23 protein-coding genes and 1 pseudogene are annotated in these 24,987 nt (G+C 65.6%); 8 read left to right on the forward strand and 16 right to left on the reverse strand.

What is annotated here, in order from left to right:
• Positions 1-28: 28 nt before the first annotated feature.
• The gene (locus M4I32_RS10805) at positions 29-316 is read right to left on the reverse strand and encodes an aldo/keto reductase (RefSeq protein WP_257606235.1); all 288 of its coding nucleotides are present in this window, start codon (positions 314-316) and stop codon (positions 29-31) included.
• 43 nt (positions 317-359) lie between these two features.
• On the opposite strand from M4I32_RS10805, the gene M4I32_RS10810 reads away from it, so the two are divergent.
• From M4I32_RS10810 to M4I32_RS10820, 3 genes are all read left to right on the forward strand, one after another.
• A complete protein-coding gene (locus tag M4I32_RS10810) occupies positions 360-809 on the forward strand; it encodes an IclR family transcriptional regulator (RefSeq protein WP_084423838.1) in 450 nt (149 codons plus the stop codon).
• Between the two features lie 161 nt (positions 810-970).
• Positions 971-1,693 (forward strand): alpha/beta fold hydrolase, encoded by a 723-nt coding sequence (locus tag M4I32_RS10815; RefSeq protein ID WP_005054944.1) that lies wholly within the window; start codon positions 971-973, stop codon positions 1,691-1,693.
• Positions 1,694-1,709: 16 nt separating this feature from the next.
• Positions 1,710-2,624 (forward strand): alpha/beta fold hydrolase, encoded by a 915-nt coding sequence (locus M4I32_RS10820; RefSeq protein WP_005054941.1) that lies wholly within the window; start codon positions 1,710-1,712, stop codon positions 2,622-2,624.
• Positions 2,625-3,661: 1,037 nt separating this feature from the next.
• Here the strand turns inward: M4I32_RS10820 and M4I32_RS10825 are convergent.
• Positions 3,662-4,012, reverse strand: a complete 351-nt coding sequence (locus M4I32_RS10825) for a winged helix-turn-helix transcriptional regulator (protein WP_024476679.1) — start codon at positions 4,010-4,012, stop codon at positions 3,662-3,664.
• A gap of 71 nt (positions 4,013-4,083) precedes the next feature.
• Between M4I32_RS10825 and M4I32_RS10830 the strand changes: the two genes are divergently transcribed.
• Complete coding sequence (locus M4I32_RS10830) at positions 4,084-5,091, forward strand: zinc-binding alcohol dehydrogenase family protein (RefSeq protein ID WP_024476678.1); 1,008 nt, start codon at positions 4,084-4,086, stop codon at positions 5,089-5,091.
• 767 nt (positions 5,092-5,858) lie between these two features.
• On the opposite strand, the pseudogene M4I32_RS10835 reads toward M4I32_RS10830, so the two are convergent.
• The 6 genes and pseudogenes from M4I32_RS10835 to M4I32_RS10860 all read right to left on the reverse strand — a co-directional run.
• A pseudogene (locus tag M4I32_RS10835) lies at positions 5,859-6,446 on the reverse strand (DEAD/DEAH box helicase); the annotation flags it as partial.
• 367 nt (positions 6,447-6,813) lie between these two features.
• The gene (locus M4I32_RS10840) at positions 6,814-6,996 is read right to left on the reverse strand and encodes a helix-turn-helix domain-containing protein (protein WP_036294314.1); all 183 of its coding nucleotides are present in this window, start codon (positions 6,994-6,996) and stop codon (positions 6,814-6,816) included.
• 48 nt (positions 6,997-7,044) lie between these two features.
• The gene (locus M4I32_RS10845; RefSeq protein ID WP_195692259.1) at positions 7,045-7,854 is read right to left on the reverse strand and encodes a hypothetical protein; all 810 of its coding nucleotides are present in this window, start codon (positions 7,852-7,854) and stop codon (positions 7,045-7,047) included.
• Positions 7,847-8,254, reverse strand: a complete 408-nt coding sequence (locus M4I32_RS10850) for a hypothetical protein (protein WP_195692258.1) — start codon at positions 8,252-8,254, stop codon at positions 7,847-7,849. The genes M4I32_RS10845 and M4I32_RS10850 overlap by 8 nt, the downstream gene beginning before the upstream one ends.
• Positions 8,255-8,301: 47 nt before the next feature.
• Positions 8,302-8,682, reverse strand: a complete 381-nt coding sequence (locus tag M4I32_RS10855; RefSeq protein ID WP_195692257.1) for a hypothetical protein — start codon at positions 8,680-8,682, stop codon at positions 8,302-8,304.
• A gap of 72 nt (positions 8,683-8,754) precedes the next feature.
• Positions 8,755-9,036 (reverse strand): helix-turn-helix domain-containing protein, encoded by a 282-nt coding sequence (locus M4I32_RS10860; protein ID WP_036295200.1) that lies wholly within the window; start codon positions 9,034-9,036, stop codon positions 8,755-8,757.
• Between the two features lie 213 nt (positions 9,037-9,249).
• On the opposite strand from M4I32_RS10860, the gene M4I32_RS10865 reads away from it, so the two are divergent.
• A complete protein-coding gene (locus M4I32_RS10865) occupies positions 9,250-9,891 on the forward strand; it encodes an NYN domain-containing protein (RefSeq protein WP_036295197.1) in 642 nt (213 codons plus the stop codon).
• A 21-nt stretch (positions 9,892-9,912) separates the two neighbouring features.
• Here M4I32_RS10865 and M4I32_RS10870 read toward each other — a convergent pair whose 3' ends face one another.
• Genes M4I32_RS10870 through M4I32_RS10885 form a run of 4 tightly spaced genes read right to left on the reverse strand, consistent with a single transcriptional unit; the run spans position 9,913 to position 15,650 of the window.
• Complete coding sequence (locus M4I32_RS10870) at positions 9,913-10,329, reverse strand: hypothetical protein (protein WP_195692256.1); 417 nt, start codon at positions 10,327-10,329, stop codon at positions 9,913-9,915.
• Complete coding sequence (locus M4I32_RS10875; RefSeq protein ID WP_195692255.1) at positions 10,322-12,427, reverse strand: hypothetical protein; 2,106 nt, start codon at positions 12,425-12,427, stop codon at positions 10,322-10,324. The genes M4I32_RS10870 and M4I32_RS10875 overlap by 8 nt, the downstream gene beginning before the upstream one ends.
• Entirely contained in the window at positions 12,424-14,238 is a 1,815-nt protein-coding gene (locus M4I32_RS10880; RefSeq protein WP_195692254.1) for a hypothetical protein, read from the reverse strand. Before M4I32_RS10880 ends, M4I32_RS10875 begins: the two co-directional genes overlap by 4 nt.
• Positions 14,235-15,650, reverse strand: a complete 1,416-nt coding sequence (locus M4I32_RS10885) for a tyrosine-type recombinase/integrase (protein WP_195692253.1) — start codon at positions 15,648-15,650, stop codon at positions 14,235-14,237. Before M4I32_RS10885 ends, M4I32_RS10880 begins: the two co-directional genes overlap by 4 nt.
• Before the next feature lie 51 nt (positions 15,651-15,701).
• Between M4I32_RS10885 and M4I32_RS10890 the strand changes: the two genes are divergently transcribed.
• On the forward strand, positions 15,702-16,604 hold the full coding sequence (locus M4I32_RS10890) for a class I SAM-dependent DNA methyltransferase (RefSeq protein ID WP_319034526.1): 903 nt from the start codon (positions 15,702-15,704) through the stop codon (positions 16,602-16,604).
• Between the two features lie 2 nt (positions 16,605-16,606).
• Positions 16,607-17,740 (forward strand): restriction endonuclease subunit S, encoded by a 1,134-nt coding sequence (locus M4I32_RS10895; RefSeq protein ID WP_319034527.1) that lies wholly within the window; start codon positions 16,607-16,609, stop codon positions 17,738-17,740.
• A 76-nt stretch (positions 17,741-17,816) separates the two neighbouring features.
• Here M4I32_RS10895 and M4I32_RS10900 read toward each other — a convergent pair whose 3' ends face one another.
• The 4 genes from M4I32_RS10900 to M4I32_RS10915 all read right to left on the reverse strand — a co-directional run bounded on the left by M4I32_RS10900 (position 17,817) and on the right by M4I32_RS10915 (position 21,187).
• Complete coding sequence (locus M4I32_RS10900; RefSeq protein WP_319034492.1) at positions 17,817-18,371, reverse strand: hypothetical protein; 555 nt, start codon at positions 18,369-18,371, stop codon at positions 17,817-17,819.
• Positions 18,372-18,526: 155 nt separating this feature from the next.
• On the reverse strand, positions 18,527-18,715 hold the full coding sequence (locus tag M4I32_RS10905) for a hypothetical protein (RefSeq protein WP_319034493.1): 189 nt from the start codon (positions 18,713-18,715) through the stop codon (positions 18,527-18,529).
• A gap of 144 nt (positions 18,716-18,859) precedes the next feature.
• Positions 18,860-19,633, reverse strand: coding sequence for an Ltp family lipoprotein (locus tag M4I32_RS10910; RefSeq protein WP_319034494.1), 774 nt, complete (start codon positions 19,631-19,633; stop codon positions 18,860-18,862).
• Between the two features lie 111 nt (positions 19,634-19,744).
• Positions 19,745-21,187, reverse strand: coding sequence for an HNH endonuclease signature motif containing protein (locus tag M4I32_RS10915; RefSeq protein ID WP_319034495.1), 1,443 nt, complete (start codon positions 21,185-21,187; stop codon positions 19,745-19,747).
• Positions 21,188-21,383: 196 nt separating this feature from the next.
• Between M4I32_RS10915 and M4I32_RS10920 the strand changes: the two genes are divergently transcribed.
• Positions 21,384-24,776: a DEAD/DEAH box helicase family protein gene (locus M4I32_RS10920; protein ID WP_319034496.1), complete on the forward strand. Its 3,393-nt coding sequence runs from the start codon at positions 21,384-21,386 to the stop codon at positions 24,774-24,776.
• The last annotated feature ends 211 nt before the right edge of the window (positions 24,777-24,987 follow it).

The following is a 24,987-nucleotide window of genomic DNA, read 5'->3' on the forward strand; positions in this document are numbered from 1 at the left end:
CGGTGACGATTTTGGTGTTCTTGGTGGACTAATGACCGTTCTCGGGCAGGTCAGAGTCCCGCGCGGCGGCTTCGCCGTTGTCGAGGGACGCAAGCGTGGCCATCTGGTCGGTGCTAAGGCGGAAGTCGAAGACCGAGAGGTTCTCGACCAGGCGTTTGGGGTCTGACGATCTCGGCACCGGCACGAGGCCCTGCTGCACGTGCCAGCGGAGCACCACCTGTGCCGCCGTTCGTCCGACGTCCGCCGCGATCTGCACGATCGTCGGGTTCTCCCGCAGCTCGGGCCCGCGGCCGAGCGGGCTCCAGCTCTCGGTCACGATACCGAGCACCTCGTGCGCGCGTCGAGGAACGGTACGGGCGATGTCGGGGCTGAGCTGGATCTGGTTCACGTCGGGCACGACCCCGGTCGCGGAACCGACGACGGCGGTGCGAGTCGCTTCACGGTTGGGCAAGGAGATGCCGGCCCATTGCACCTCCACGGGAAAGGTTCTCCTGGCGCAGCTCCCGCGAGAACAATTGGACCGTCTCTACCCCGACGAGCAACTCTCACAGGTGACTCCGCAGTCGATCCGTACCAAGACCGAGCTCCTCGCACAACTGGATCTTGTCGCGAAGCAGGGCTATGCAACGAACCGGGAGGAGAGCGAGGAGGGCGTGGCCTCGGTGGCCGTGGCCGTTCCCTCGGCGAGCGGGCTGCGGTTGGCGATCAACGCATCTGCCCCGGTGTTCCGCTTGCCTCCCCGCAAGGTGAAGACCCTCGTCGCACTCCTCGATGAGGCAGCCGTACGTCTGGCCGACCTGACCTCCTGAAGGCTCGTCGTCTCTTTCCCCTGCGACCTGGTGCAGGGGTCGTTCGGCGCGTTCTGAAGAGAGCTCGAGCCATGCTGGACTGTTGGCGCCGCGCAAGCTATTGTGTCTTCTAGTTAGGAACAAGTTCTGCTCAGCAGATAAATATGCGAAGAGGATGATCAATGCAGATCGTACTGGTGCACGGCGGATGGGTAGGCGGCTGGGTGTGGGACGGCGTCGCCGACGAATTGCGCAGAATGGGGCACGAGGTGATCGCGCCGACGCTGCGCGGTCTCGAAGACGGTGACGTGGACCGCTCCGGCGTCACGATGAGCATGATGGCGCGCGATCTGATCGATCAGGTAAGAGAGCTCACCCAGCTCGACATCGTGCTCGTCGGTCATAGCGGCGGAGGTCCGCTCATCCAACTCGTCGCTGAGGCGATGCCCGAGCGCATCGGCCGGGTCGTCTTCGTCGACGCCTGGGTGCTGCGCGACGGCGAGACCATTAACGACGTGCTCCCCGATCCGTTGGTCGCAGCGACGAAGGCGCTTGCGAGTCAGTCCGACGACAACACCATCGTCATGCCGCCTGAGCTCTGGGCCGCGTCTATGCAGGACATGTCCCCGTTCGAGCAGCAGCAGCTCGCCGCGCTCGAGCCGAGGCTCGTCCCAGCGCCGGCAGGCTGGTCCGATGAGCCGATCCGCCTCGACCGGTTCTGGGCGAGCAGCATCCCGTCAAGTTATGTGTTCCTCGCTCAGGACCAGGCCGTTCCCGCTGAGATCTACCAGGCCGCGGCCGGGCGGCTTGATAGTCCGCGCACGATCGAGATCGACGGAAGCCATTTGGTGATGCTCACGCATCCGGAGAGGCTCGCACGGGCCCTCGACGCCGTCATTGCCTAACAGGCCTGGGGAAGCTATGGATTCGATTTCACGCCCAGACGACGTCGCGCCGATCTCGTACACCGAACTGGCGCCGTCGGGTGCGCCTGCTCGGTGGATCGTCCTCGTGCACGGGGGTGGTGCCTCGAACGAGTACTATCTCGAGACGCCCGACGGCCGACAGGGCTGGGCGGCACGATTCGTATCGCATGGCTACGGTGTGCTGGTGGTGGACTGGCTGGGGTTGTCCTATGAGGCGGCCCAACACGTCGATGATCGTGCGGCGTCTGCGCGGCTGGACTATGAGAGCGTGTGCCGAGGGATGGGCGTGTTCCTCTCTGGTCTCGGCCGGAACGTCGTGCTGGTCGTGCACTCGATGGCAGGTCCGATTGGCTTCCGCCTCCTAGAGACGCATGGCGATCTCATCGACGGGCTCGTAGCCGTCGCTCCGGGCCCGCCTGGAAATATACAGGCGGTGCCCGAGATCGTGAGGGAGTCCGACCAGGAGGTCTCCATCCGTGGAGCGGCCATCGACTGGACCATCCCGAAGATGGGTTTCTGGGAACCCACAAGCGCCTTCGTGAACGACAAGGCCATCGGACCCAGCCGGCGGTTCCCCCGCGAGTGCATCGAGGTGTTCCGCCGCACCCTTCGGCCGATCCCGGCCCGGATGCTTTATCAGCGTCAGAACATCGGTGGGAGCCAAATGAGGATCGGGCCGACCGACGCGTTCACGAACAAGCCGATTCTCGTCTTCACGGGTGGAGCCGATACCGACCACCCCTCGCAGCTGGATCAGGACATCGTGGCCTGGCTCACCGATCAGGGCGCCGCCGTCACCTTCTGGTCGTCCGAACTGCCTCTTCTCGCTGGGAACGGCCACTCGCTGATGGTCGAAGACAATAGCGACGAGATCGCTGACGAGATCGCGCGGTGGATCACGGCGCTCTGACTCGCCACCGTATCGTCCCGGCCATTATTTCAGCCGACCCGACGTCCCCAACAGCGGAGGAGAACGCCAGTCGTTTCCTTCGTGTCACTCGAGGGAACGCTGTGCCAGCTCGTTGCCGACTACGACTTGGTCGATCGGGCCCTTGCTCGAACTCCTCATTTCATACGTCTGGCGATGGACTCAAGGGAGATGTTCGCCGACGGCCGCGTGCAACTCCAGGTCATCGGTGGACAGCTGAGGCGTCTGCCACGACGCATCGAGACGATCGGTTCGCAGCTCGAACGGAACGTTCGGGCTGAGCATAAGGATGTTCCGAGACCTCCAGGAACGCGGATGGATCGGTTCGTTGGTCGGGGAGCTGACGACCACCCTGGTTGGCGTGGCGCTTATCGTCGCTGCGGTGCTACTTTCGGTCTCGGGGGGTGGCCCCCAGCTCGCCCCGACGTCGCACTCCTACCGTTCCTAGGGGCGGGGTGGTCGGCCTCGCGGGCAGGCTCCTCGTGCTGAGGCCGCTGCGCACCTCCTTGATGCGCACCACGCTGATCGCCGGATCCTGGCAAACTATCCCGCGACGCGAATTCGCAGGGGGTGTCGGCGCGACTTTCGATCGACGTACAGTGCCGTCCGTTAACAAACGATCGGTTCGTGCGACCGAACTGTCGAACGCCTGTGCATCGCTGCGGCGAGTTCCTCATGGCGCAGTACCTGGGTTTCGCTTCCGGAAGAAGATTTCACGAACCCCAGCGACACGGTGTTGCGGTGACGTTCGACGAAAGAGAAGAAGGATGGCCCGGCGAATCCCAATCGCGCGAAGTCTCGCCTTCGAAATGACAGAAGCGCTCCTGTGCTCGCGCGTCGGTTACTTCGCACCTTCTAGGTGTGACGTTATCAATTAGGGTGATGACGACCGGTGACGGGTACCGGTACCTGCTGAACTCTGTCGTGTCCGGTGACGGCGACCGCGACGCCTCGTCTGTGTTGACGCGGTATTACGCGGAGGCCGGGACTCCTGGCTCGATGTAGCGCCGAGGGGGTCGCTACTGGTCGGTTCCGACGTTGTGTTCAACCCAGTCGCGCAGATGCTTCAACGGGGCGGCTGCGCTGTGTCCGAGGTCAGTAAGTTCGTACTCCACGCGAGCGGGAACCTCGGGGTAGACGGTGCGAGTGAGCAGGCCGTGGTCTTCGAGACGCTTGAGGGTCTGGGACAGCACCTTGGGGCTGACGCCTTCCAAGCGTCGTTTGAGTTGCCCGTTGCGTTGCGGCCCGTCTTCGAGCGCACCGATGGCCAGGGCGCTCCACTTGTTGGCGAGCAGGTCGAGCATGTCGCGGCACGGACACATGGCCGCGTACACGTCGTTCCGGTCGCACTCATCCACGGTCTGACTCATACGTTCATGGTATCCGATGGGTACTAGGTTGCCTTGACGGTAACCAGTAGGTCTGGGGAACCATAATTGGCATGACGGCTACGACTGCGATCGGATACGAGAAGAACCTCCCCGCCACCGACCCCGAGGCGCTGACCGCCCGCGAGGTCGAGGTGCCCGAACTTGGACCGCATGACTTGTTGGTCGAGGTCGAGGCGGTCTCGGTGAACCCGGTCGATGTGAAACTGCGGGAAGGCGCTCCTGCGAACGGGTTCAAGGTGCTCGGCTTCGACGCCGCCGGTACGGTGCGCGAGGTCGGCTCAGCGGTGACGCTGTTCGCTCCGGGTGACGAGGTGTACTACGCGGGCAGCATCGACCGGCCAGGTACGAACCAGCGCCTGCATGTTGTGGATGAGCGGATTACGGGGCGCAAGCCGCAGGTGCTGTCGTTTGCCGACGCTGCTGCGCTGCCGCTGACGGCGATCACCGCCTGGGAGACCCTGTTCGAGCGGCTCGCCCTTACCGAGGACTCGACCGGCACCCTGCTGGTGATCGGCGCGACCGGCGGAGTCGGATCGATCATGCTGGCACTGGCCGACGCGCTCCTGCCGAACGTCACCGTGATCGCCACCGCCTCCGACGATGAACGCTCCGCCTGGGTGCGCAACCTGGGCGCGGAGCATGTGGTGAACCACCGCGACGACCTGGCTGAGCAGGTGCTCGCCGTCGCGCAGGATGGCGTGGACTGGCTGTTCACCGCGCATTCCGCGGGGCAGATCGAAACCTATGCGCGGATCGTTCGAGCGTTCGGGCATATTGTCGCCATTGACGACGGTCCGCGCGACGTGTTCCCGCTCAAGGGCAAGAGCATCGCTTGGCACTGGGAACTGATGTTCACCCGCCCGCTCAGGCAGACCCCGGACATGATTGAACAGCACCAGCTCCTGAACACTGTCGCTGACCTTGTAGATCAGGGCCGCATCCGCACCACGGCCACAACGACACTCGCGCCGATCTCACCGACCACACTCCGCGAGGCGCACGAGTTGGTCGAGAACGGCCGCACAGTCGGCAAGGTCACCGTCCACAGATGGGAGTAGACTGAAACCGCGCGCACGCGCATGTTCACAGGCGAGTGCGTTTGCAGAACCTCGGCTAGCTGGTCGTCGAGGATCGTGCGCAGCTCCACCCACTTCTTGTCGTCATCCAGCAACCGGACGCGGCGCGCGACGCGGATGAGGTCTTCGAGGATCGCGATCTCAGCGCGGAGTTCACCGATCGACTCGGCCGCAGTGGCAAGGTCGACCACCTGGTCGACACGGGCCTCGAACTGTGCTCGTTCTTCTTCGGAGATTTCTTCATCGAGGTCATCGAACTCGTCGGGGTTGAAGCTTGGCGCCGAAGCGGAGGCGTCCTCGAAGTCGAGTGCGACGCGGCCGGTTGACCACTCGTCAATAGACGCAGTCATGGAGGTGCTGTAGCGGGCCTCGTCGGTCGCGCGCTGCCATTCCCGCAGACGGGTCTCGAGTCGCACTTGGCGTCGCTCGAGCGATCGGAGGATCGCCTCCGGACTTGAGGCGAGGCGTCGCTGCAGCACGGTGAGCGCGAACCCCACGTTGTTGCCGCGCTTCTTGTCGCCCGCCTGCGCGAGCCGTTCCGCACGACCCATCTCGGTGCGCACGTAGCCGGTCACCAGCTCATATAGCTCACGCTCGGGGTCGCTCAGCTCGTACTCGACCGTGTACGCGCGACGCTCGGGGAACAGAGGCTTGCCCTCGAAGGTGAGGAGCTCTTCCTTCACCATGCGCCGCATCAGGCCGCGCGTGTCAGTGCGGTGCACGCCGGCGCGGAACTGGCCCTCGAACCGGTCGCGGTCCAGCAAGGACATGAACAGCTGGAAGTCTTCTTCCTTGCCTGCGTGCGGGGTCGCGGTCATGAGGAGGAAGTTGTGCGCGGTCTCGGCGAGCAGCCGCCCCAGCCGGAACCGCTTCGTCTCGTCGACTTGACCCGCCCATGACGAGTAGTGCGCGGACATGCGATGCGCCTCATCGACGACGACAGCGTCCCAGGTGACGTCGGAGAGCTGCTCGATCAGGTCATCGCTGCGGGAGAGTTGGTCCATCCGTGCGATGAGGAACGGGTGCTCGTCGAACACATTGCGGCCCTGCGCGTCGTCGACCATCTGACGGTTGAAGATCTCGAACGAGAGGTCGAATTTCTGCGACAGCTCTTCCCGCCACTGCTCCACGAGGCCGCCGGGCGCGACGATGAGCGCTCGTTCGCAGTCGGCGCGGAGGATGAGCTCCTTGAGGTAGAGGCCGGCCATGATCGTCTTGCCCGCGCCGGGGTCATCAGCGAGGAGGAACCGCAGCGGGATTCGCGGGAGGAGTTCCTCGTACACTGCGCGGATCTGATGCGGCAACGGATCGACGTCCGAGCTATTCACCGCCGCCATCGGGTCGTAGAGCGCGGCGTACTTGATGCGGAGCGCCTCGGCCGCGAGGCGGAACTCATCAGGGTCGCCGTCGAACGCGGGCGCGTTACCCAGCTCCGTGACTAGTTCGAGCTTGCCGGCATCGAGCTCGGTGATGGTGCGTTCGCCGGTCCGACCCGAGTCATCGCGGAAGAAGATCTCGACGAGCGCGTCGTCCAGCGGTGTCACGCCGACGAGTGTCACCGGCTGCCCGGGCAGGACACCGCGCAGGCGTTGCCCGGCGCGCAGCGATGCCAGCGTCACCGCAGGTGCGTCCACGTGGTTCCTCCCCTGGAAAATGGCAAGTCGATCAGGATACGTCGTGCCGCCGACATCGCGGCCGACTGGGTCAGTCCGGAGATCCTGCGTCCCCTCTGCGTACCCAGTCGTCGACCTCGCTCGCCTGGAACTTCCACAGACGCCCGACCTTGTGCGCCGGCATCCCCTTGTCGGAGATCCAGGCGTAGATCGTGTCCTTGGTCACGCCCAAGTGCTCAGCGATGTCGTCGGCAGAGAGCCACGGCTCGGACATTCACGCCCCCATGCGGATTGAACCGGATTTATCCGGGTATGGCCGATCCTATCGGGACCCCTTGCCCTCGTCGCCATTAAGGTGCCCGACTTCGTCAACGGCCGCCAGCAGCTCTTCGAGGTGCATGTGAATTTCGTCGTACGCCTGCATGAAGAACATCAAGTCCATGTTGAGTGGGGGCGTATCGTCCAGGTCGGCGAGGACCTCTCGAGCCTCGCGGACCGCTGTCTGCAGCCGAGTCTCGATTCCCGGCAGGCTCAGGATCCAGCCGTCGATCACGCTGAACGGGACTGGTGAGAAGTCGTGGGCGTCGACGCCGACGTGGAACTGATGCCCATTCGGGCCATGGTCCCGTGCGTGGGTGTGCCCGTGGATGAGCGGGATGCCGTCGTCCCAGCGCGGGCGATGCGAAGTGTGTCGATCCTGTTCCTGGCTGTCGCCGGCGTAGGGGTAGTGCGAAGCGATGATCCGGTACCCGCGGCGGGTGCCCTCGACGACCTCTGGGAGGATCTCCCAGCCCGCCGCTTCGTACATGGGCAGGAATCGCTCGATCGCCCGTTTCGACTGCGTCGCGGGCGAGACACGATCGTGGTTGCCGGGGACGAGGAGTCGGCGTCCGTGCAGGTGTGCGGTGAGCGGAAGGGATTCAGCGATCGCTCCGAGCGCGAGATCTCCCAGGTGCAGCACGACGGAGTCAGGAGCGACAACGTCGTTCCACCGGCCAATCAGCGCGGCATCCATCTCCGCGACGGTTGAGAAGGGACGGTCGGCGAGCTCGCTGATGCGGGCATGACTGAAGTGGGTGTCAGAGGTCACGAAGTCGACTTGGTCGAAGTCGAACCAGGGGTACTCACGCATCGCCAGGATCCGGGGCGTCGGGATCCATCTCGAAGGCGCGAAGCAGCGTTCGTTCGAGGTCGCTGACCGGCTCCGGCGGCATCCCAGCGATCTCGTCACGCAGCTGACCGAGAGCGGCCTCGATTGCGGTCCGATGCTCGTCGCGCCAGGCGCGAACGCTCGGATCGCGGAGGACTCCGTCGTCACGACTGCCCGGATAGTCGAGCAGGAGCTCGGTCTCGATCGCCGACGCCATTGCGCGTGCATCGACTGCGCTGGTCATGCGGAGAATCGAGAGGTGGGTCGCGGCGTCCGAGCCCGACACCTCGACGAGGTAGCGCTGGATATCGCCATCCTCGCCGTGCGTGGTCGCGACGAGCGAGACCGTGACCGTACGGCCTGCGATTGAGATCTCGCGCATGCTTCCTCCTCGACGTAGAACCGGCCAACCTATCAGGCGGTGATGGATCAGTCAGTCTCCGGCTCGGGATAGATTCGTCCCGGCCGTACGACGTCGTCGTGTCCGGGGATGAAGGCGATCGCGCCCAGTCGGGTCCAGTAGCTGATCAGCCAGCGCTGGATGAGCTCGGTCTGTTCACGGCGTTCGAGGAGTGTCCGTCCCGGGTCTTCGATGACGTCGTCCCACGCGATGCTCGTGAACATCGCGTTCAAGAGTTCGGCGCACGACGGCCCAGTGCCATGTGTGTCCCACCATGCGATCGTCAGCCTGCCGGCTTGGGCTGCGGTGCTGGATCCGGCGGGCTCCTCGATCGTTCCGATCAGGGCGGTGAGGTAGGGATCTTCCACCGCCATGACGAACGACTCCTGGTTGAGTTCCGCAGCGCCCATACAGTGCAGAATGCCATACAGATTAGGCCTCTCCTGGTAGTCGCGGGCTGTCACCCGCAACGCCGAAGTGCCTCAGCGGATCGTGAGGTCGGGCGTCACGCTGGGCAAGAGGTCGGTGAGCTGAACGTCGAGCACCTGAGCTACCGCCAGCAGAGTCTTGACGGTCGGATTCGCGGGAGTTCCGGGCTTCGACTCACCCTTCTCGAGCTTCTGGTACGTGTAGCGGCTCAGGTTGGACTCGTACGCCACACGGTCCTGGCTGTATCCGACACGCGCTCGTTCCCGCTGGATGTTCTGGCCGAGCTCGCGAGCGTAGTGGTCCCACGCATCAGGCGAGGTCGCGGGGGAAGGCACCCATCAAGCGTCACGAGTAGGCCTCTGCAGTAAGGCCTAATCTGTATGGCAATCTCGATGGCTCGACAACCCGGCTCGGACACAAAGACGCCCTCCACGAGGGAGGGCGTCGGGCCACGGTTGGGATGAACAACCGGGCGGGGTGTATCCACACTATACACACGATCGCTGGTAGGAAGGTGATCACCTCGTGCACCGATTTGGAGTCGTCTGTTGTCAGCCTCACCCGTTCCTGGACCGCCGCACGAGCGCCTCATCGTCTACATCGACGGCTTCAACTTCTATCACGGCATGCACGACAAGTTCGGACGCTCGACGCTCTGGATCGACTTCGTCGCACTCGCGCAGAGCCTGCGCCCACGCAGCCACATCGTCGCGGTGAAGTACTTCACCGCACCTGTGCTGGGCGATGCGGGCGCGGCCAGTCGTCAGGCCTACCATCAGGCAGCCGTCGCTGCGCGTCACACCAACGTCTTCAGCGTCACGCAGGGCCGATATCAAGCGAAGACCGTGACGTGCTTCAACTGTCGCGCAACGCGTACGGTGCACGAGGAGAAGGAGACCGACGTCAACATCGCCGTTGCTCTTGTGGGCGACGCCGCTGCGAACGCGATGGACTCGGCACTGATCATCAGCGCCGACAGCGATCTTGCGCCCGCGGTCAGGGCGGCCAAACAATTCCGCCCGCACATGTTCATCGGCGCCGCCTTCCCACCCAAGCGGTTCTCGAGCGAACTCAAGCAGCTGATGCCCGCGTCGTCGCAGATCGGTCGCGACAAGATCCGCCAGGCTCTTCTGCCCGAGAGCTTCACCGTCGGCGCGACCACGTACACCCGACCTCCGAAGTGGCGATGACACGAGCAGCAGCAGCGCCCGTCATCCCCGGCGTGAGTCCGCGTTCGGGCGCTTCATCGGAGTGACGTTGTGGCTCGGGTCATCGCCACGCAGCAACTGGTTCTCGACGTGCAGCTCGGCGATGGCGGTCGCGGCGATCGTCAGCTGTGCTTCGAGGCTGCTCACTCGCTCGCGGAGCTGTTTGATCTGGGCTGCACGATCGGCCAGCGAGCTTCGCAACGACTCGATCTCACGATCTCGCGGCTGGGACCCGTCGACGCGACGTGCCCACTCATCCATGACCGCAGTCGCACGGTTCATGGTGGCGCGGCTGACGCCAGCTTCGCGATAGAGGTTCTCCTTGATGAGGCGTCCGTCGGTGCGGATCGCCGCGCCGGTGAGCAGGCGCTCCATCGCGTCGCGCAGTCGGCGTTCGGTCGCGGCAGAGATCTCAGGCATCCGTGAACTTCCTCGTGATACGGCGAACGTCTTCAAGTTCTGTCTCGAGTTGTTCGCGATTGTGTGGTGCCATCTTTCGGTCGCGCAGCTTCGCGACGAGGTCGCGTTCCTCCGCGATCCAGATCGGCGCGTGCTCCTCGGTGACGACGGAATTGCCGCAGGCGGTGGGTTGGCAGCGATTAGGCATGACGCCTCCTGCGGCCGCTTCGGCGGGCAGCCCCTTCAAGCACGCCGCCTGCTCAGGGATGCCGAGGCAGTGGTTGACGGTTCCCCATCGGAGCGTGCTGAAGCGATCGCGCAGGAGTGCGCGCAGTGTGCGCTCGTCGCCGACTTTGACCTCGTTGCTTGCGACGGCCTCGACCTTCTCGAGCTCGTCTCGGAAGCGCTGTGCGCCTGCGCCTGCGAGCCTCATCTCGTGGTCTTGGTGAGAAGACCAGGCGCCGACCAACCGTGACGCGACAGCTTCCTGAAGCTCATGCTCGAACTCCGCGGCCCACTCCGGCGTCTCGCTCGCGTACCCGGAGGTCGTGCCGTTCGCGACGGCGCGTCGCGCTGCGTGCTTGAGCTGGATGCCGAGGGCGATCTCGCCGTCTGGCTGTTGCGCGGTGATCACGGCCATCGTCCGCCGGAACATGTGCGGTGCAAGCTGGAACGCGGGGATCGGTTCGAGACCGGCATCCGCGGATTGACCATTGAGCTGAGAGATGAACTGCTTCAGCTCGCTGTGACGATCGAACCGACCTGCTCCGTCGTGCGCTCGATGTTCACGTCGAACAGAGCTGAAGACGTCGTCGCCGAGAGCAAGTCGTTCCGCGACGGCGATTGCTTGCGCAACGGGTTCGATGATCCACCAGTTGCGTCGCTGGGTCCCACGCCGACCCTTCCGGAGCTGGGAGGTGACGGCGGGCGCCCCGTACGAAGTGGTGAGCGCTCCCTTCTTGATGCTCAGCAGTTCCGAGTCGCGCATCATCGTGAGAGCCGCGCAGAAGACGTAGCACGCGTTGCGGAGGAGCTTCAGTTGGACTCGGATCGTCGCCGGGTCGAATCCGTCGATCCACGGACCGACGGATCCATCGGCGCGTTCGATCGCCGTCGCTTTTGTGGCGAGCCCACCGCGCGCGGTCGCGAGCGTGCCGGAGCCGATCGCGTCGACGATGTCCTGACGTCGGCGGAGGACGTCAGGACGGTCCAACTCGGAGAACATCTGCTTGCTGTGCCCATCGGAGACGAGCAAGGAAAGAAGTGTCCAGTGGATCTCGCCCTCGCGGAATCTGCCGTACGTCATCCGATGCAGGGGCACCCGATTTCCGGGCGTTACGATCCATCGCGCGAGCGTGTCCTCGGGGTGTCGTACCTTCACGCGCTCGGCTTTGGGGCGGTCGAGCGCCGACCATTCCGCGGCGGCCGCAAAGATGTCGTGCGAGAACACGTTGATGTACTGCCAACACGCCCGCAGGAGCGGCCACCACACCTGCGGTGGAATCACCGGCGTGCTCAGCTCGGCGCTGGACTTCTGCCCGCTGAGCGCGATCGTGTGGAGATCTCCCCATGGACGGAATGGGATGCCTCCGCCAGAGAGGACTGCCGCGTAGGTGTGCAGTTCGCGAACAGCATCGACTGCTTGTCGCGTTCTGGAGGGGATCCCCATCGTCTTGACCTCAGTGAGGAAGCCGTCGAGGTGCGACTGATGGAGATCACGGAGTGGAGTGTCAGGGAGGTTGTCGGCGTACCACGCGGCGAACCGCTTCAGGCCCTCGAGCTTGGAACGGATCGTCTTCACATGGGCGGGCGTTGCTCGCAGATAGATCATCTGCCCGCGCAGCACGGGATGCACAGGGTTGAGAAGTGCCATTGCGAGTTCGCGAGCACGAAGGTTCCACTCACCGATGAACGAGTCGAACAACAGCACCGCGGAATGGCGGCCCGCAGCAGGGTTCCACCCCAGGGCGCTGAGGTCCCAGCGATCCTCATCTCCGAAGAAGGGGATGGGGAAGTCATGTTCGAGGTGTCGATCTGAGATGACCGCCGTGTCGCTCGCCCAGTAGTCGCTCGCGAACAGCGACACCGGCTCGGCAGAGTACTCGCGATCGACGCTCACAGGTGGACTCCTCTCTGGGTGAGCGGCACATGGACAGAGGCGGTCTCGCACGCCGTCCGCGCGTTCTCGATCTCCGTCGGGGAGAACTCGTGGAGGATGCGTTCGACGTTGACCAACTGCTGACCGTGTACCGCCGCGAACTGGGCCGGGGGCATCTCGTTCTCGTGACCGCGGAGAATCTCTCGGTACGCGAGGACTCGCGGCAGGTGATCTGCGAACACGATCGCGTTCGGGCACGCGAAGCACATCGATGGCCGATGCTCGCAGAGCCGCCCCGCCGGCGTGAAGGGCGATTCGTACGGTGACGTGCACTGAGTCACGTTGATTCCCTGGTCAGTGGCGCTCGAGGCCAACTCGGCGGCTGCGGCAGCACCCAGGTCGCCTGCTGCGTCGTCGACGGTGCTGGCCGCAGCACGAACGAAGACCGGCCCTCGTACTCGATCGAACACCTGACTCTGCGCCGCGTTGACTGCGTTGCCGGCCAGAACATGCACGGTTGTCGACTGCGCGTAATGGCGTTGGTAGACAGCGATGCTGTGGTCGTCTCCCGCCGCGGCGTCAGCGCTGCGGAGCACTGCTGCACGAACACTCTTCACTGTCTTGCGTAGCCGGCGGGAATCGTATGGCTTTGATATCTCGGGCGAGATCGCCATCAGAAGCGACGTGAAGGGGCGGCGCGAGAATGACTCCTGGCGCGCGACGAGATGCCTGGACGCGGTGCGCTGCACGGTGATGAACAAGGCGTCCGCGTCGGAGCCGCCCACCTCCTTTGCCTCCTCCCGAGCTGCCTCGGTGACAGCGATCAGGCGAAGTATGAGATCCCCTGCTCTCCACCCGGTGCCATCGCGAGACCCGGTGATCGCGCATCGCACGGTTCGAGTTCGGTGGGCTCGCGCCTTGTGGAGCCGTACGCGGACCGAGTCTGTCGTGTGCTCGATGTCTGTGAGTCGAACGTCCGACCACTCTTCCGGCGCCGCACCACTCTCCAACTGCAGGAGTGTGCGAAACGCAACGAGGTCCTCGCTGGACGGATAGAGGTGGGTCAGTAGTCGTCGCGTGATCCGGCCGGCATTGGCGCGGACCGGTGACTGTTCGAGCGCGAAGTCGTCGTGGAGGTCGTCGAGCACACCCGATGCGCACGCGCGGAGGACATCAGCCTCGATCGATGCTCCGGGACGTCGTCCGAGATGGCGAATGCCCCACAGGACATCGGCGCTTCGTTCCCACCCTGTGCTTCGGGGATCGTCTGCGCTGGCGAGCAGCCGACGTCCGACTGCCAGACGAGCCTCCAATTCGCGGATTCGGGCGCGGCAGGCGTTGCGAATCGCGAGTCGCTCCGCGTTCGAGAACTCATCGAGCGGCGTGGAGTCGCCGCCCTGGTGCAGCACGTGCGCCTGCGCCCAACGGAGCGTGGCGTCGCTGACGTCACGACCGTTCGCTGCGTGGACGCGGACGAGAGCGCGGATCTGTCTGCCGTACTTGTACGGGATCGCGCTCTCTGGCGGGTAGTTGCCGGCCAACGCGGATTCCCACGCGTGCAACGCGTCGATGAGGGCGAGTCCCGGCGTTGCGAGACTCACAGTTCGCGGGCAAGCGTCAGGTAGACCGCGCAGAAGGCTCATCAGCGCCCGGCGGTACTGATACGCGGTGCCGTCGGTGTGACCCATGGCTCGACGCATGTCGATCAGCGCGTCCGCGAGCTCAGCCGCAAGGACGGGGTGTGCGAAGTCGAGCGGGGCGAGTGTTCCATCGACGTTCGCGGTCGGAAGAACGAACAGCATCTGCCGCGGGGTGAGGTCGATGTTCGTCACGCGACGTTCCGATCAGCGAGGACTGCGTCCGCGTATGTCATGCCCTCGTCGCTCCAGCTCTCGAATACGTCCTGGATGAGCGCATCGGTGTCCTCGATGTAGCGCAGGTAGACCATGGTCGTCGCCGGGTTCGAGTGCCCCAGCAGCCGCTGCACTGTAAGTCGCGGGTTGATGGCGATGTGCTCGGAGATCGTGGCTGGTCCCACGTTGCCTGCCCGTCGCTCCGCCTCGCGGGCCAGCGCCACATCGGTCAGCGATTTCAGGAGCACGACAGCGAAAGTGTGGCGCAGATCGTGCGGAGTGATCCGTGCACGGCGACCGCCCATCTCGTCCTGAGCGAGCCTCAGAGCACGCCCGCTTGCAGCCTCGAACGTCGCGTGCCATTGCCTGCGGCTGATCGGCAAACCGCCTCGACCGACGAACAGCCCCAGCGCCTCCATCCCGTGGTCCCGCTCGATGACGGCAATTCGTCGCAGGTGCGGAGGCAGCTGGTGCAGCCGCCATCTCGATCGCCGCCCATTCACCCGGCCTCGCAGGATGCCTGCCGACACGTCGATCTCGTCGACGACGAACAGCTCGGAGCGGCGTCGCCAGAGGGAGGCAGCTGACGCGCGGACGACCGCTCGGCGCTCCGTCTGCCGGTAGAGATCGACCGCCCGAAGCGTCGTGAGGGGGACGTGGACGCGTCGACGCTTCTGGTACTTCGCGCACGCCTCGAGCAAGACGGAGATGCCGGTGCCCGTCGGCGGCGGGACTTCAGCGTCGAGCAGTGTGGAGAACTCACCGAGGCGCATCCCCGTCGTCACGGCCAGCTGCGCGCCCGCCTTTGAACGCAGGCTCGTTGTGCCCCGCCAACTCTCGTCCAGATCGCCCGCGGCGGTTCGTCCGCCGAGACCGACGTCGAGGAACGTGCGCCACTGCGCCTGCGTCAGCGGCCGAATGTCGGGCTCGCTCCTCCAACGCATCCGGAGCGGCGACGACCTTCCGATGGTGATCCACGGTTCGCGCTGGATCTGCCCGGTCTGAGTGAGCAGCTGATAGATCCCGCGTATCACGACCACGTCGCGTCGCCACGTCGCCGGCGACACCGGGCGCTCGGAGCCGCTCAGCCGCCATTCGCGGAACGCGACGATGTCGTCGCTCGACGCATGGATCACGTCGGTCTGTCGCGTGGCGAGGAACGACGCAAACCGCCTGGCGTCGTATGCGTACGCGCGCAGCGTCGCCGGGTCTGTCGACGCTGCGACGATCCGGAAGTACGTCAACCACGGCTCAACCGGCCGCCACCGATCGTCAAGAAGGATCGGCATCCCCTCGGGGAGCGAACGGGTGCGCGAGTAGATGTCGCTGGCGCGCGCGTCGAAGTCGGTTGAGGGGGCGAGTTGGTGGTCGACGAAACGCAGATACATCATGCTCCGGGGGTGCAGTCGGGTGGGTCGTTGAGACACTGACCGAACGTACACATAACCGCCGTCGGCACCGCCGGCTTCCTCGTCGCCGCGGAGGAGTACCTGCGCGACCACCACCCCGAGATGTGGGCGGATGCCGGGGCGCGGGCGCACTTCAACGGCCCGATGTTCACCGGCTATGACTCGGATGGCGCGATGGCCCGCATCGCGAGCATGAACATGCTGCTCCACGGCGTCGAGAACCCCACCATCGAGCGTGCGGACTCGCTCTCGGAAGGGCACCCCGGCGACGACCGCTACACACTCGTGCTCGCCAACCCACCGTTCGCCGGGTCGCTCGACCAGGAGACGGTGTCGAAGGACCTGCAGAAGCTCGTCAAGACCCGCAAGACCGAGCTGCTCTTCCTCGTCCTCATGATCCGGATGCTGCGCAATGGCGGCCGCGCCGCCGTCATCGTGCCCGAGGGGGTGCTGTTCGGGTCGAGCAACGCGCACAAGGCGGTGCGCAAGATGCTCGTCGATGATCACAAGCTGGATGCCGTCATCAAGCTCCCCAGCGGAACCTTCAAGCCCTACACGGGCGTCTCTACCGCGATCCTGCTCTTCACGAAGACCTCATCCGGCGGCACCGACGACGTCTGGTTCTACGACGTGCGTGCCGACGGCATGACCCTCGACGACAAGCGCACCCCGATCGAGGCGAACGACCTGCCCGACGTCCTCGCCCGCTGGCGGAACCGGGAGGCGGAGGCGGACCGGGCGCGCACGGATCAGAGCTTTCTCATACCCAAGCAGGAGATCCTCGACAACAACTACGACCTCAGCCTGAACCGCTACAAGGAGATCGAGATCGAGGAGGTCGAGCATCGTTCGCCGGTCGAGATCCTCGACGAGTTGGATGCACTCGAGGTCGAGATCCAAGACGGTCTGAAGCGGCTGCGGAAGATGCTCGCGTGAGCATGGTCCCCCTGAACCAGCTGATCGCGCCAGTACAAGGTCGCGCCGGAGCAGCGGAGCTCCCGGTGTACTCAGTGACTAAGCGCGCAGGCTTCGTGCCCTCTGCCCAATACTTCAAGAAGCAGGTGTTCTCTAGCGATCTCTCGACATACAAGGTCGTAGACAAGGGCCAGTTCGCGTACGCGACCATTCACCTCGACGAGGGATCGATCGGTATCGCACCGACCAGGTGCGTGATCAGTCCGATGTACACCGTGTTCTCAATCGATGAGTCGCGGGTGTCCGCTGAGTACCTCATCCGCTTCCTGAAGTCCCCGCGCGCACTAGCGTCGTACCCGCGTCTTGGCCGTGGAACGGCAGAGCGCCGCAAGTCGATATCGCTGGATGCGCTCGGGCGCCTTGAGGTCCCCCTCCCACCCCTCCCCGAGCAGCGTCGCATCGCCGCAATCCTCGACGAGGCCGACGCTCTCCGCACGCGCACGGGGGTCTACCTCGACGCGCTGAGGGCGGCGAACGCCGCTGCTCTTCGGTCAACGAGGACTGGCGACTGCGCCGAGCGACTGCTCGGCGACTTCGTCACGCGAATTAGCTCGGGCAAGAGCATCGTCGGCGCCGATCATGAAGCTGGTGCCCAAGTCCTCAAGATCAGCGCCGTGACGTCTGGAGCATTTCGGGAGGAAGAAGCCAAGCCGCTCCCTGTCGGGTATGTGCCGCCACCTGAGCACTTCGTTCGGGCGGGCGATCTCCTGGTCTCGCGCGCCAACACCGAAGCGCTGGTCGGTGCGAGCGCGTATGTCTGGGGCGAGCCGTCGGAACCAAGAGTGCTCCCCGACAAGCTTTGGCGCGTAGCCGTCAAGGATATCGATCCGATCTACCTTCAGGCAGTAATCTCGGCCCCGGACTTCCGTCGCCAAGTATCTCGCCGGGCGTCTGGTAGCGGTGGTGCGATGAAGAACATCGGTCAGCGTGATTACCTTTCGATTCCGGTGACCGTCGCTCCGCGCAACGTCCAGGAGCAATTCGTAGAGCAAGTACGTGAACTGCGACGCGTCGAGAATTCAGTCATTGTACGTGCGGCAGGCCTCGACGGTCTCTTCACGTCCCTCCAGCACCGCGCCTTCCGTGGAGAGCTATGAGCGGCAAGCCGAACAAGCTATTCCTCACCGACGAGAGTTCACAAGGGCGTCACCGTCCCGCCTCCGCGAGCCAATGTCAGAACTCGCGGAGGGCCTGCGTCGCTTCCCATCCGTCGAAGTCGGAGGGAGGCTGCACGCTCCAGCCGTTCTCACGAAGAACCTCCGCAACTTCCGCCGGATAATCACGCGCGATGGTGCGAACCTGAAAGCGACGGCCCAGCTCCCGGCTGTCTTCGAGCACACGCCGCCAGCCCTGCATCGAATCGAACCCGCATTCCTGGACGAGAAACTGGATGAAGTCCTCAATGCCTGGGCGGAAGCGTCGCCCACCCGTCGGAAAATGAAGGGCTGACAGCGACATCGGTACGCCCTCGTGCTTGCCGTCCTGCCGGGTTCTCGCCAGCATGAATGACAGTGCACCGCGCTCAGCGTGGAATTGCCAATGGGATACCGGCGGCTTGGTAGAGCGATTCTCATACTCGAGTCGCACGACGGGTGACTCATCGAATGCGGGTGTCATCCAGAGACGGAGCTGGTCGACCTTCAGGAATCCGTCGGATGATGCCTCCGCGAACATGACGAATGACCAGTCGGCGAGACGTACCCCGTCGCCAGTTAAGGGGAGCGTCACCTCGTTGATTGGGTCCGATGGGTCGACCGGGGAGACGCGCACACGTCCGTTCCGCGGGTGCAGTATCGCTCGCACCGAAACCGGGCCGGGGAGTGTGCGCGCAATCGTGTCCTCCATACGTGCAGCGAAATCCTGCGCCTGTCCCAGCACGGTATTCAGTCGGTGAGATCGTCCTCGCCGAGCAGATAGGCGAGGGAGTCGAGCTCGTTTCGATGCGCCCACTCGCGGTCGGTCAGGATTCCCGCATCGGCGCGCTCACGGAACTCGTCGTAGGACGCGAGGTGGAGAGCGCCGAGCAGCTCGTCGCGCCGAGCAGTCAGCTGCTCGGTGGTGAGTTCAATCACGGGTGCCATCGGACAGGTCCTCTCTGTGTTGCCAAGAGTAGATCACGAGACACCGACATGGCAGAGCCGCGCGGACCGGTACCGAAGCGGCGGCGGGCCTTCCCCCCAAGGTGCCCGCCGCCGCGGTCTCAGTCGTCCTCGGGCTCAGTAGCCGACGGCGTCGAGCGCGTGTTCCGCCTGCTCGGCGGTGAAGCTCTCGCCGTACTCACTGGTCAGCTGCTCGTACAGCCCCTGCCGCGAGAACGACGAGAACTCCAGGTACGACTCGGCTGACTCGACGGCCTCGGCATCCCAATCGACGAGCCCGTTCTCCTCGAGGTGGGCCAGAGCGAACTCAGCGTCGGCGGCTTCGAAGCCTTCGCCGTATTCGCTCGTGAGCTGATCGAACAGCCCGGCGCGCGAGAACGCGCTGAAGTCGAGGTAGGACTGAGCCGAGCGGATGGCGTTCTCCTGGCCGAGGGTCAGCTGCGGCTTCTCTTCGAGAGTCAGGGTGATCGTCGAACCCTCCTCGACCTCGGTGCCCTCGGCGACGTCCTGCGCGATGACGGGCATGGTGTCGTCGCCGTCGTACGACACCTCGATGCCCAGGTCCTCGAGGGTGGCGCGCGCGGTCGCGCCGTCCATCCCGACGACGTCCGGCACCGCGACCATCACCGGTTCGGGTTCGGGCTCGTCCTCGACCACCGTCGACTCGTCCGGCTGCACGACGGGCGACGGATCGGCGACCGTCTGGCCGTCGTCACCGCCGCTCACCGCGCCGCCGATCCCCGAGATCACGATGATCCCGGCGACCACCGCGAGCGGGATCACGATCGCCTTGCGCTTGTACCAGGGCCGCTTCGGCGCCGCGGCGGCCGGGGCATCCTTCACCGCCGAATCGGCGGGCGTCGCGGACGGGTTGTTGCTGCTGTCAGACATGACAGGACCTTTCGGTTCGCAGAGGACACGCACCCGCAGGCGCGTGCCACCGGCCGATGGCCAGTAGAACAGGACACACCATGCCTCCGACATCGCGTCTCGCACTGCCACTCAAAGCACGGACGGTGCCCGAGCTCGCAGCCGTTGTCGCATCCGGATGGGCGAGCGGGTGACCGCTCGCCAGCTCGCGGACCGGTCCCACCAGGAGGGGCCGCGCACCTCGGGCAGTCCGTCGCGCATCCGCACGCGCCATCCGCTCGAGTCGAGTGTGCGGTGATGGTGCCAACAAAGGAGCACGCCGTTGCCGGTATGCGTCGGTCCACCTCGGGAGTGCTCCTCGACGTGGTGGATCTCGCACCACGCGGCGGGCACATGACAGCCCGGGATCACACAGCCGCCGTCGCGGAGGGCGATCGCCCGGCGCTGGTACTGGTCGAACACGCGCTCCAGCGTGTGGATCGCGCGGATGCGTCCCGTGCTGTCGGTGATGACGCGCTGCACCCCGCCCGCACAGGCCACCTGGCGAGCCGCCGCGACCGACACGGGTTCATCGCAGCCGTCGATGTGCGCGTGCCCACGACCGGATCGCAGCTCGTCGACCGTGACCGAGACGACAAGCGTCGGAGCGGCCCCGCCGATCGTGGGGAGCTCTCCCGACCGCGCGGCGACCGAAAGGATCGACGCCAGTGCATCGTGCTGCCGCTGGGTTCGGCTGCGCGTATCGGCCGCGGACGCGAGGGGGCCCTCGGAGACGTCTGCGTCGGCGTCGACGAACTGCGGTCCCGCGGGGGCCTCGGGTCCATCGCCCTTGGGGTTGAGGATCGCGTGGAAGATCGTGTCGAGCTGCGCCGCGACCTCTGGCAGCAGATTGCCGCGCACCGGCACCGACCCATCACGGCAGGCGCCGAGGCTGAACCCCCGCTTGCGCATCGCACGCGCCTCGCGCGGTTCGGCGCCGTCCTGGTCGAGGTACATCGCCCACACCTGCGCCTGCATGCGCAACTCGTCAACGCACGGCGGAGGGCCCCCGTCGCTTCCCACCCCTCGAGCGGATGCCGCGAGTTCCTCATCGGCGGCGAGGCGTGCCTCGCCGGCGCAGTCGGCGGCGTCGAGCGTCGCGGCGACGACGGCGAGCGCCTCGGCCCCGAGGTCGCCGTCGGCGAGCGCGTCGCGCATCGCGGGATACGGCGCGGGCAGTGACTCGCCCGCCGTCAGAGCCATCGGTTGCGCGACCGCGCGGGCGGCTCGCAGCAACTCACCCGCGGAACGCGACGAACCGCGAGTGAGACGCTGAACCAGCTCTTTCTTCGACCGGCAGCCGTGCGTCGTGGTGATCCGTTCGGCGCGAGGTGCGGCATCCGCCCGCTCTTGCACCTGACCGACCGCCTCGACGAGCACCGCATCGACCAGTCGCGCGACCGCCGCCGCCTGCGCCACCAGCGACAGCACCGACTCGTCGTCGACTGCTCGCAGGTCACCCTCGCGGAAGGTTTTCGTGACCGCCTCGCCGAGCGCTCGCTGCACCTCATCGAGGGTGGCGGCGAGCTCTTCCATACCCCTAATTCTGCCGAGGGCCTCCGACATTGGACGGGCCGAAAAGCCAGATCAAGCACAGAAAGTAGAAGGCGTTGAGGTGTTCCCGAATCGCCTCCGATATTGCGAGCCCGCGGCGCCGCGAAAGGGCATTCCCGGCGCCTTGGATAGCATCGGTTCGGGGCCGGACGTCGGCTCCGATCGGAGGAGCCGCTCGTTGGGAAACTTCGACTTCGTGGCGCAGGCATGGCCGCAGCTCGGTGAGGCCGCTGTGCGCGCCGAGAGCTACCTGCGTGCAGATCCTCGGACGGCGGCCACGTACGGGCGCCGCGCCGGTGAACTGTTCACGGCGTGGATCTACTCCATCGAGAACCTGCCCCGCCCCGTCGACGACTCGTTCTCCAACCTGACGCGCCAGCCCGCGTTCCGCGACTGCGTCGGCGAGACCGTCGCCGGGAGCCTCAGAATCGTTCGGCTCATCGGCAACGACGCCGTGCACAAGGACGACGACATCCCATTCGCCCGCGCCCGCAGTTCCCTCGAGCAGCTGCACCGCATCTTTCTGTGGCTCGTCCACCACTACGGCGATCCGTCGACTCCCGCTCCCGCGCCGTTCTCGTTCGATCTCGTGCCCCCGGCCCCCGCGACCGTGGTCAGACGCGCTCGGGCCGATCTCGAGCGATTGCAAGCCGAGTTCGACGCGACGCGTGCGCGACTGACGGAAGCCGAAACCCTCGGTCTCGAGGCCAATGCTCAGATCGAGGAACTGCGCGCCGAACTGGCGCGTGTGAAGGCAGCGAATATCGCGCGCAACGCTGAGCAGCACATCCCCGACCCGACGGCCGTCACTGAGGCGGAGACTCGAGAGACACTCATCGACCTCCTGCTCCACGAAGCCGGGTGGAAGCTCGACGACCCGCGCGACCGGGAATGGTCGGTCACCGGCATCCCGAGTCCCTCCGGTGGGGGCAAGGTCGACTACGTGCTGTGGGGTGACGACGGCAAACCGTTGGCCGTTGTCGAAGCCAAGCGCACCTCCAAGAGCGCGAAGGAGGGCCGTGAGCAGGCGAGGGTCTACGCCGACGCGCTCGAGCAGGAGTTCGGGCAGAGGCCGCTCATCTTCTACACCAACGGCTACGACGCCTGGTACTGGGATGACCGACGCTACCCGCCCCGCAAGACCGCGGGCTTCTTGACGAAGGACGAACTGCAGCTCGCCGTCCAGCGGCGCAGCACGCTCAAGCCGCTGAACACGATCGACATCGACAGGGCGATCGTGGAGCGGCCCTACCAGCTGCGCGCGATCCGTGCCGTGAGCGAGACGCTCGAGCAGAAGCGGCGCCGTGCACTGCTCGTGATGGCAACGGGCACCGGCAAGACCCGCACCGTGATCGCGCTGGTCGACGTGCTGCAGCGCGCGAACTGGGTCAAGCGCGTGCTCTTCCTGGCCGACCGCACCGCGCTTGTGAACCAGGCTGTCGGAGCCTTCAAAGAGCACCTGCCCGACAGTGCGCCGGTCAACCTGCTCACCGACCGCGACAGCGAGGGTCGTGTCTTCGTCTCGACCTACCCGACCGTGATGAACCTGATTGACGCGGGCGACGACGACCTGCGCCGCTTCGGCCCCGGCTACTTCGACCTCATCGTCGTCGACGAGGCGCACCGCTCGATCTACAACCGCTACGGCGAGATCTTCGACTACTTCGACGCACTCGTCGTCGGCCTCACCGCCACCCCGCGTGCCGACATCGACCACAACACCTACCGCCTGTTCGAGCTTGAAGACGGCGTTCCGACCGACGCCTACGAACTCGACGACGCGATCGCCGGCGGCTATCTCGTGCCCCCGGCCGCGCGGGTGATCGACCTCGGGTTCATGAGCCGCGGCATCCGCTACGCAGACCTCAGCGACGCGGAGCGCGAGCAATGGGATGCGCTCGAGTGGCAGGACGGCGAGATCCCCGACGAGGTGGATGCCGCGGTGATGAACCGGTGGCTGTTCAACGAGGACACCGTCGACAAGGTGCTCGAGGTGCTCATGGACGAGGGGCACTACGTTGCGGGCGGTGACGTGCTCGGCAAGACGATCGTCTTCGCCAAGAACCAGCGGCACGCCGAGTTCATCCAGGAGCGCTTCGACGCGCACTTCCCCGAACTCCGGGGCGAATTCGTCGAGATCATCACCCACGCCTCGGGCCCGTACGCGCAGAAACTGATCGACGACTTCTCGACACCCGGCAAGAAACCGCACATCGCCATCTCGGTCGACATGCTCGACACCGGCATCGACATTCCCGAGGTCGTGAACCTCGTCTTCTTCAAGCCCGTGCACTCGCAGACCAAGTACTGGCAGATGGTCGGGCGCGGAACGCGCCTGCGGCCCGACCTGTATGGGCCCGGTGTGCCGAAGGCGGACTTCATCATCTTCGATGTCTGCGGCAACATCGACTACTTCAACGTCGACATCCCGGAGGTAGCGGGCGGACGGGTGCCGTCGGTGATGGAGCGCACGTTCCTCGCCCGACTGCGGCTGCTCGGATTGCTGGCGGGGCGGGATGACGAGGGTGCCGTCGAACTGCGAGACAAGACCTCCGCGCGGCTGCACGCCGCCGTTGCGGGCATGAACCGCGACAACTTCCTCGTGCGCAAGCACCTGCGTGCGGTCGATCGCTTCGCGCCGGCGCAGGCATGGCAGGAGTTCGGTGCGGCAGACGTGGATGCCGCCGCCGAGCTGGCCGGCCTGCCCACGGCATCCGAATCCGACCCGGACGAAGCAGCCAAGCGGTTCGATCTGCTGCTGCTCGAGGCGCAGGTGGCGGTCGCCGACGGAAGTCCTGTGCCCCGCGGGGTGGTGACCCGTGTCGTCGATCTCGCACAGGCGCTGGCCGAGCGTCGGGGTATTCCGGCCGTCGACAAGCAGGCGGCGCTCATAGCGGCGATCGGCGACCAGGAGTGGTGGGATGCCGCGGACCTGACGCTTCTCGAGACCGTGCGTGTGCGGCTGCGGGATCTGGTGCGGCTGATCGAGACGTCCAGCCAGGCGCCGGTCTACACCGACTTCATCGACACCGTCGCCGACAAGCGCGAGGTCGGCGTCTCTCGCGTGATGCCCGGCCTCAACCGCCGCGCGTTCCGCGACAAGGTCCTCGGCTTCCTCGACGCGCACAGTGACAACCTGGCGCTGCGCAAGCTCCGCACCGGGCGGGAGCTCACCGCGCTCGACCTGGAGGAGCTCGAGTCGATCCTCGTCAGTGTCGGGGGAGTGGATGCCGAGCAATTGAGGTCTCAGGCCGGTGAGGCTGGCGGACTCGGTCGCCTCGTCCGCTCGATCGTCGGCCTCGACCGCTCAGCGGCCGAGGAGGCGCTGGCGGAATTCGTCTCGGCCGCGGGCTTCGGTCATCGTCAGCACGCCTTCGTCGACCTGATCGTCGAGCAGCTCAGCATCGCCGGCTATCTCGACCCGCGGCGGCTCTACGAGGACCCCTTCACCGGTGTGGCGCCCGAGGGACCGGACGCGCTGTTCAGCGACGCCCAGGTGACCGACCTCATTGCGCGCCTGCGGCGGATCGATGAATCGGCTGAGCCGCGCGGAGCGGCGGGTGCTTCATAGCGTGGTGCGGATCCAACCCCGACTCGCTTGGTCGATTGAGCATCGGTTGTTTGACTAGAGCTCGATCGGATGCGGCTCCGAGGCGCCGAGTCCGGCCTGTGGACCCTCGCGCGCTTTCATGTCCGGATCGGTGAGGGACTAGGTGTTCCGACCCAACAGGAGCTCCTGGGCGACTCCGTGTGTGGTTGCGCCCTCCGCCATCGGCTTCAAG

Source organism: Microbacterium sp. LRZ72, from assembly GCF_033792225.1.
Taxonomy (GTDB): Bacteria; Actinomycetota; Actinomycetes; order Actinomycetales; family Microbacteriaceae; genus Microbacterium.